This is a genomic window from Deltaproteobacteria bacterium, from assembly GCA_016874755.1.
Taxonomy (GTDB): Bacteria; Desulfobacterota; Binatia; order UBA9968; family UBA9968; genus DP-20.
This window is the reverse complement of the sequence record VGTH01000086.1, coordinates 1-6,811: the sequence shown is the minus strand read 5'-3', so window position 1 is coordinate 6,811 and position 6,811 is coordinate 1. Positions and strand designations below refer to the sequence as shown.

The 6,811-nt window shown below is 58.3% G+C and carries 8 protein-coding genes; all 8 read left to right on the top strand.

Annotated features, from left to right (window positions below):
• Positions 1-550: 550 nt before the first annotated feature.
• The 8 genes from yajC (at position 551) to FJ145_26295 (ending at position 6,466) form a co-directional block, all read left to right on the top strand.
• Positions 551-808 (top strand): preprotein translocase subunit YajC, encoded by a 258-nt coding sequence (gene yajC / locus FJ145_26330; protein MBM4264928.1) that lies wholly within the window; start codon positions 551-553, stop codon positions 806-808.
• Positions 809-1,122: 314 nt separating this feature from the next.
• The gene (locus FJ145_26325) at positions 1,123-1,800 is read left to right on the top strand and encodes an SDR family NAD(P)-dependent oxidoreductase (protein MBM4264927.1); all 678 of its coding nucleotides are present in this window, start codon (positions 1,123-1,125) and stop codon (positions 1,798-1,800) included.
• A 4-nt stretch (positions 1,801-1,804) separates the two neighbouring features.
• Positions 1,805-1,981 carry a DUF2256 domain-containing protein gene (locus tag FJ145_26320; protein ID MBM4264926.1) on the top strand — a complete coding sequence of 59 codons (177 nt, stop codon included), beginning with the start codon at positions 1,805-1,807 and terminating at the stop codon, positions 1,979-1,981.
• Positions 1,978-3,501, top strand: a complete 1,524-nt coding sequence (locus tag FJ145_26315; GenBank protein ID MBM4264925.1) for a cryptochrome/photolyase family protein — start codon at positions 1,978-1,980, stop codon at positions 3,499-3,501. Before FJ145_26320 ends, FJ145_26315 begins: the two co-directional genes overlap by 4 nt.
• A 26-nt stretch (positions 3,502-3,527) precedes the next feature.
• A complete protein-coding gene (locus FJ145_26310; protein MBM4264924.1) occupies positions 3,528-3,959 on the top strand; it encodes a DUF4149 domain-containing protein in 432 nt (143 codons plus the stop codon).
• A gap of 324 nt (positions 3,960-4,283) precedes the next feature.
• The gene (locus FJ145_26305; GenBank protein ID MBM4264923.1) at positions 4,284-5,600 is read left to right on the top strand and encodes a transposase family protein; all 1,317 of its coding nucleotides are present in this window, start codon (positions 4,284-4,286) and stop codon (positions 5,598-5,600) included.
• Between the two features lie 379 nt (positions 5,601-5,979).
• On the top strand, positions 5,980-6,099 hold the full coding sequence (locus FJ145_26300; GenBank protein MBM4264922.1) for a hypothetical protein: 120 nt from the start codon (positions 5,980-5,982) through the stop codon (positions 6,097-6,099).
• On the top strand, positions 6,038-6,466 hold the full coding sequence (locus tag FJ145_26295) for an IS6 family transposase (protein ID MBM4264921.1): 429 nt from the start codon (positions 6,038-6,040) through the stop codon (positions 6,464-6,466). Before FJ145_26300 ends, FJ145_26295 begins: the two co-directional genes overlap by 62 nt.
• Positions 6,467-6,811: the final 345 nt, after the last annotated feature.

Genomic DNA, 6,811 nt, shown 5'->3' with positions numbered 1-6,811 from the left:
AATGATATAAGTTGCTGAATCTTATATCTGAATCGGCCAAGGCGAGCAGCAACTCAGTGGTTCATCGGGGTAATGCGGGTTCGAGGTAATTTAAGGGTAGGCGGGGGAAGCCTGGCCGGGGCCGGGCTTCTTCGGTTTTGGCGGTGGCTTGTTGCAAACAGTCACAGCACGGTATACTGTTTTCACAGAGACGCCGCCAAGACGGGAAGCCGATCCGTGGCCGTTGGGAAATGTCGGCTCTATAGCATTTGGGTTTTATCGGGGAACGAAAGTGAAAAACATGCCAAATTGGTTTCGAGTAGTTATGGATCCTACTCGAAATCCTTTAGCGAAGATTCCGCCGGCGCAGAGATTTCAGATCATGACGATGCTGGCGATCATGTGGTCTTTGATCTTCTGCAGCATGGCAGGCATCATGGTTTGGTTGCCCGCCTATGTCGTTGCCCATTTGATCCTATTGGCTATCGGGACCTTCGTCACCGCAATGGTATTTAGATCTGCGTCTAAGCGGTCAGGATCAACTTGAATTCAAAAATTTGATAATCCAGCAATGGCGAATTTTGCCCCATGGCTTATTGTTATTCTTGTATTTATCGGAGCAATGGCGTTTCTCGTCGTGCCTCAATTAAATCGTATGAACGCGCATAGCAAATTTTTGAAGACGCTAAAGGTGGGTGACCGTGTTGTCACGATTGGTGGCTTGGTCGGAACTCTGACTGAGGTCGATGGAGATATCATCCATATTGCATTTGCGAACATGCAACCGGTTCCAATACTCCGATCTGCGATCGAGCGGAATTTACCTTAGAGCCCATCCCCGAATTTCGGGTCCATGACGAGTGATCTGCCGCGACTCGTCGGAGCCAATGCGAATCATGGCGAGACGGATGAAGGCGATAACGGTTCGCGCGTAGCAATCGAAGTCTTTAGCGAGACGGTGACAGCGGCCGATCCAGGCGAGGGACGCTAGACGATTCAGCGCCAGGACGCTACCGAAGTCAGCGGCATTAGCTCCGTCAACCCTAAGGGTGTCGATAGGTCGAAAGTCTGGTGACAGGGCAATTTGAACTTGAAAGCCCAACGGTTGCCAGGGTTGACCTAGGGTCGTTTCCTCAGCCCGGCGTGGCAGCCATATTTGGCGCCGGCGGCGGTATCGGAGGGGCCTTGGTTGAAGCGATCCAGACCACGGGAAAATTCAAGCATGTAGTCTCGTTCAGTCGCAGCACTTCGCCGGCGATCGACCTTCTGGACGAAACCAGTCTCGCGCATGCCGCGGCGTGCGCCGCCGATCCGGGAGAGCTGCGTCTGGTAATCGATGCAACGGGATTTCTGCATGATGATCGCCAAGCACCCGAGAAGAGCTGGCGGCAACTCGATGCGGCCAATCTCGCGCGCGCTTTTGCGCTGAATGCGATCGGGCCGGCGCTGATCATGAAGCATGTGCTGCCGCGGTTGCCGCGATCTGGCAAAGCGGTCTTCGCAACGCTGTCCGCCCGATTGGGGAGCATCGGCGACAATCGGCTGGGCGGGTGGTATTCCTATCGAGCGTCTAAAGCGGCTCTCAACCAGCTCGTGCGGACCGCGGCCATTGAGTTGGCCCGTAGATCTCCAGATGCTATTTGCGTCGCCTTGCATCCGGGCACAGTCGCCACAGCACTGTCCGCTGGCTTCGCGGCGACCGGATTGCAGGTACATCATCCCGCTGTTGCAACGAATCATCTGCTTGCCGTCATCGGTCAACTCACGGCGGACGCCAACGGAGGGTTTTTCGACTGGCGCGGCCAGCCTGTGCCTTGGTGATCGCATGGCGCGAATGCGTCGTAAGGATAAACTGCCGACTAAGCTCTGCGCGGTTTGCGGTCGGCTCTTCGTCTGGCGCAAGAAATGGGCGCGCAACTGGGTGAGCGTGAAATATTGCTCGGATCGCTGCCGCGCTGCGTCGTCGCGACCCGCGTCGGCGCCTAGACTGGCCCCGTCATGACTGTCCTGAGAATTGTTTTCGGTGACCAGCTGTCTCTGGATCTGTCCGCGCTGGACGATCTCGATTCATGCCGTGACGTCGTCCTGATGATGGAAGTGCTGGAAGAAAACACCTACGTCGGGCATCACAAGCAGAAGATCGTACTAGTGCTGGCGGCGATGCGCCATTTCGCCAAGACGCTTCGCCAGCGTGGTTTGACAGTCGACTATGTAAGACTCGAGGCGTCCGACAATACCGGAAGCTTCACAACCGAGGTCCAACGCGCGGTTGCGCGGTATCGCCCGAGCCGCATTTTAGTGACGGAACCTTCGGAATGGCGTGTCCAGGCGATGGTCGAAGGCTGGGAAGCCCTTACCGGCCTGCCGGTTGAAATCCGTTCCGATCATCGTTTCTTCGCCAGCCGTGCGCGGTTCGCGGCCTGGGCTTCCGGGCGCCGCGGCTGGCGGATGGAACATTTCTATCGCGAGATGCGTCGCGAACATGGGCTCCTCATGCAAGGCGATCAGCCAGCAGGCGGCGAATGGAACTATGATCGCGCGAACAGAAAGCGGCTTCCTGCAAGTGCTGTTGCACCCGCGCGGCAGCGGTTTTCGCCGGACGAAACGACGCGAGCGGTGATGGCGCTCGTCGAACGGCGCTTTTCCGATCATTTTGGCGAGCTTCAAGAATTCGGGTGGCCGGTGACACGGTCTGATGCGCTCCGCGCGCTTGACGATTTCGTCGAACATGGACTGCCGCGCTTCGGCGATTATCAGGACGCCATGAAAGCCGGCGCCCCATTTCTGTATCATTCGCTGCTAGCGCCGGCTTTGAACTTAGGGCTGCTTTCCCCCCTCGAAGTTTGCCAGGCAGCGGAAGCGGCGTGGAGGTCAGGCGGGGCGCCTCTGAACGCCGTGGAGGGTTTCGTACGCCAAATTCTGGGCTGGCGTGAATATGTTCGGGGCGTCTACTGGACCCTCATGCCGAGCTATGCGGATAAAAATGCACTGCATGCGACCCGCAATCTGCCGGCGTTCTATTGGACCGGCGCCACCGACATGCGGTGTCTCCGCGAGGCGATCGGCAGCACGGCGAAACACGCCTATTCTCACCATATTCAGCGGCTGATGGTGACCGGCAACTTTGCCCTGCTGGCTGGCATCGCGCCGCGGCAAATCGAACGCTGGTACCTGGCCGTTTACGCTGATGCGTTTGAGTGGGTAGAGATGCCCAACACGCTCGGCATGGCGGTCTTCGCGGATGGCGGGCAGATGGCGTCCAAGCCCTATGCCGCTTCGGGAGCCTATATCGACCGGATGTCGGATTTTTGCGCCGGCTGCACCTACGACGTGGAGCAAAAGACCGGGCCAAAGGCATGCCCTTTCAATTACCTTTACTGGGCCTTTTTAATCCGACAGAAAGACCGGCTTTCAGATAACCCGCGGATGGCGTTGCCTTATCGTAATCTTGCCGGATGGTCGCGAAGACGCGAAGCAGAGATACTCGCCGAAGCGGACGCTTTTCTCGATAAACTCGATTAAAAACATCCCCACGCGGAATTCGGCCGATGATTGAGTTTGCCGCCTTGATTTTGGTTTCGACACTTTTCATTTTGGTTTCGACACTTTTCGGGGGAATGATGTTGTATTCCTTCGGTTTCGCGCCAATTATATTTCACGCCCTACCGAGCGAGGATGCGGGCCATTTCATCCGAGCCGCATTTCCCTGGTACTATTTGTTCGTTATCGTCACCGGTGGCTTGAGCGGTGCAATTCTGTTGCTGTCGGATTCTTGGTCGGCAGCGCTGGCTTTTGCTATCTCCGCTGTCGCTATTTATGCGCGTCAGGTGCTGATGCCCCGGATAAATGCTGCGCGCGACGAGCAGTTACAGGGGAATACTGAAGCGAAAGGACGCTTCGGCCGTCTTCATGGGCTCTCGGTTGTCCTTAATTTTATCCAGCTTATTGCCGCGGGATACGTCCTTTTTCGGTTCCTGTGAGGCACATTAATCGTCCAGGTAGGCCCGAGACGATCGTTTGGCGGTTTGTGCAGAGTTTTTCATTATGCGGATGGAATCATCGGTGCGGGCATCGCAGGACTGGCGTGCGCTTGACCAGCCTTGGTCATCAGGTGCGGCGGCAATGTCACGGTAACTCGGATAGCTCTGCGGTTCGTCGCCGATAAGCATCATCGGACGAGACCGATATCGTTTAAGCTGTGTTTCGGCGTGCAATTTTGACCCGCATTGCCTCATCGGGAATGTTACTGAACAAGTTGCCGCCGATGACTAGGTCGGCGTCACCGAATCGGATCGGTGGCGCTCATGGCGGGAACGATCAGCATGGGCGCGCGGCGCGAGGTATTGTCGGCGGTGGCAGAGCGCTACCGGTCGGCGGGGCGGGTGGAGAAGGGACGCATCTTGGACGAGCTGTGCCGGACGGTGGGCTGGCATCGCAAGCACGCGATCCGTGCTCTTCGAGAACGTGGCGCGGCGAAGCGATGCGCCCCTCGCAAGCGCAAATACGGCGCAACAGTCACCGATGCAGTAGTGGTGCTGTGGGAGGCTTCGGATCGTTTTTGCGGCAAGCGACTCGTCGTGATGATCCCGAAGCTGCTGCCGGCTCTTGAGCGGCACGGTCGCCTGAAGCTCGGCGCGACGGACCGCGCACATGTGCTTGCCATCAGTGCCGCTACCATAGACAGGCAGCTCATCGACATAAAGATCGCAGCTGCAGGCGGCCGCCGTCGTCGTGTCGGGTTCTACTCGGCGATCAGGCGGGAGGTTCCGATCCGCACGTTCAGCGACTGGAAGGAACCGATGCCTGGCTTTTGCGAGGTCGACATGGTGGCGCACGGCGGCACGTCAGTCGCAGGCTCGTTCATCCAGACGCTGACGATGGTGGACGTGGCGACGGGGTGGACGGAATGTCTGCCGCTGGTGACGCGCGATGGCAGTCTTGTCGTCGAGGCTATCAAGCGTGCACAGAGCTTATTCCCATGGCTATTGCGCGGCGTGGATTTCGACAACGACAGCGCGTTCATGAATGAGGTCGTCGTGCCGTGGTGCCGGAAGCAGAACCTGGAGGTGACGCGCTCGCGTGCCTACAAGAAGAACGACCAGGCGTTCGTCGAGCAAAAGAACGGCGCGGTTGTCCGCCGACTGACGGGTTACGGCCGCTTTGACGGCGTCGAGACGGCGCGTGTGATGGCCCGGCTTTATGCGGCGGCCCGACTCTACGTCAACTTCTTCCAGCCGTCGTTCAAGCTGAAGGAGAAGCGGCGGGAAGGCGCCAAGGTGATAAAGCGCTACCATAGTCCATCGACGCCCTATGAGCGAGCCTTGGAGCATCCGAAGGTCGCTAAAGCCGTCAAGAAGCGTCTGCGCGATCAGTATCGGACACTCGATCCCGTGGCACTGCTGACCGAGATACGGGCGGCTCAGCAGGATCTTGGCAATCGTGTCGATCGACGTGCCGGCAAGACAGCAGTGTCGTTTGCACTATCAGCATCGGATGCAACCGTTTTTGTAAAGGTGCTCGGTAAAGCAGTCGAGGTCGGCGAGCCGCGTGGAACGCACCAGCGGCGCAAGGGCGCTACAAGAAGCGGGTTCGCATGCCTTCCAAGCTTGATCCTTACCTGACAACGATTGAAAACTGGCTTGCTGTAGAACCTCAACTGACTGCGATAGCCATCGTCCGCCGCTTGGCCGAGCGCGATCCAGATCGGTTCGGCCTAAAGCAGCATTCGATTGTCCAGCGGCTGTTGCGAGCCTTGCGGAAGAGCACCGCTCAGAGATTGGTCGCAGCGGCGGCAGAAGGAGCCAGAATCGGTGGCCAACTGCCCGGGTCTGTGGAGGGCTCGGGCTGCGAAGGGCCCGGCCCACCCACAGACCCTCTTTCTGTTCCAGCCGCCCTCACCGTAAACCGATCAGCCAACATCACGTCACCGCCAGCCGGGTAACATCCTCAGATGAGGCAATACGAGGGTCAAATTTGGAAGCCGATTGACACCTCGATGAAATGGTGATTTCGATCCGCGGCGGTAAATACTGGCTCTGGAGGGCGGTCGACAACGAGGGTGAGGTGCTGGATTTGCTCATCCAGACGGAATGCACAAACCGCAAAGAAACTCATTGTTAAATTGCTTACGAAGCACGGCTTTGCGCCGAGCCGGGTTGTGACCGACCGACTGCGATCCTATCCGGCAGCGTTCCGCGCGATCGGGCTCACGGCTGAGCACGATCGGGGCTTGCGAGCAAACAACAGGGCGGAGAACTCGCATCAGCTGATACGATGCCGAGAACGAAAACTGCAGCGATTCAAATCACCCGGCTCAGCCCAAACGTTTCCTCGCCATCCATGCCGCCACATTCAACGCATTCACCCATCAACGTCATCTGCTGCGCCGACCGCATTTCAAGGAGCTTCGCGCCGGTTCATTCCGCACTTGGTTAGAAGCATCCGCCGATGCATGACGCCTGTTGCCCGCTACATTCACCGCAACTGAACGCCAACAACGTGACAAAGCCCCCCGGAGGTCTTCATTCAGCAGTCCGCGCGGGCGGCTGCGCTACCACAGCCGGATTTGCCGCCCGCGCTGGCGCCGAGGCCGCCCATGCACTAACATTCAACCCGGGCCACTCGAGGGGGGCTGATCACTGCGCCAGAGACAGCAACACGTGGCGGATATTCGCTCGTTGGTCGATCCCATAACAGTTGGTGCCTTGGGGCTGCGCCGGTTACTACGCGGAAGCTGCCCGAGCGGACAAGCAGGCTACCGGGTTCGCCAAAAAATTGCGCCGGAGCGACAAGTCGACGTCAGTGAAAGCTCCAGCGACCCTCCATCGAAAGC

What these genes read in the sequence shown, in the direction of transcription:
- FJ145_26320 (MBM4264926.1), top strand. Translation starts at nt 1,805, where the DNA reads ATGGCGCGAATGCGTCGTAAGGATAAACTGCCGACTAAGCTCTGCGCG.
- yajC (MBM4264928.1), top strand. Translation starts at nt 551, where the DNA reads ATGGCGAATTTTGCCCCATGGCTTATTGTTATTCTTGTATTTATCGGA.
- FJ145_26315 (MBM4264925.1), top strand. Translation starts at nt 1,978, where the DNA reads ATGACTGTCCTGAGAATTGTTTTCGGTGACCAGCTGTCTCTGGATCTG.
- FJ145_26310 (MBM4264924.1), top strand. Translation starts at nt 3,528, where the DNA reads ATGATTGAGTTTGCCGCCTTGATTTTGGTTTCGACACTTTTCATTTTG.
- FJ145_26305 (MBM4264923.1), top strand. Translation starts at nt 4,284, where the DNA reads ATGGCGGGAACGATCAGCATGGGCGCGCGGCGCGAGGTATTGTCGGCG.
- FJ145_26300 (MBM4264922.1), top strand. Translation starts at nt 5,980, where the DNA reads ATGGTGATTTCGATCCGCGGCGGTAAATACTGGCTCTGGAGGGCGGTC.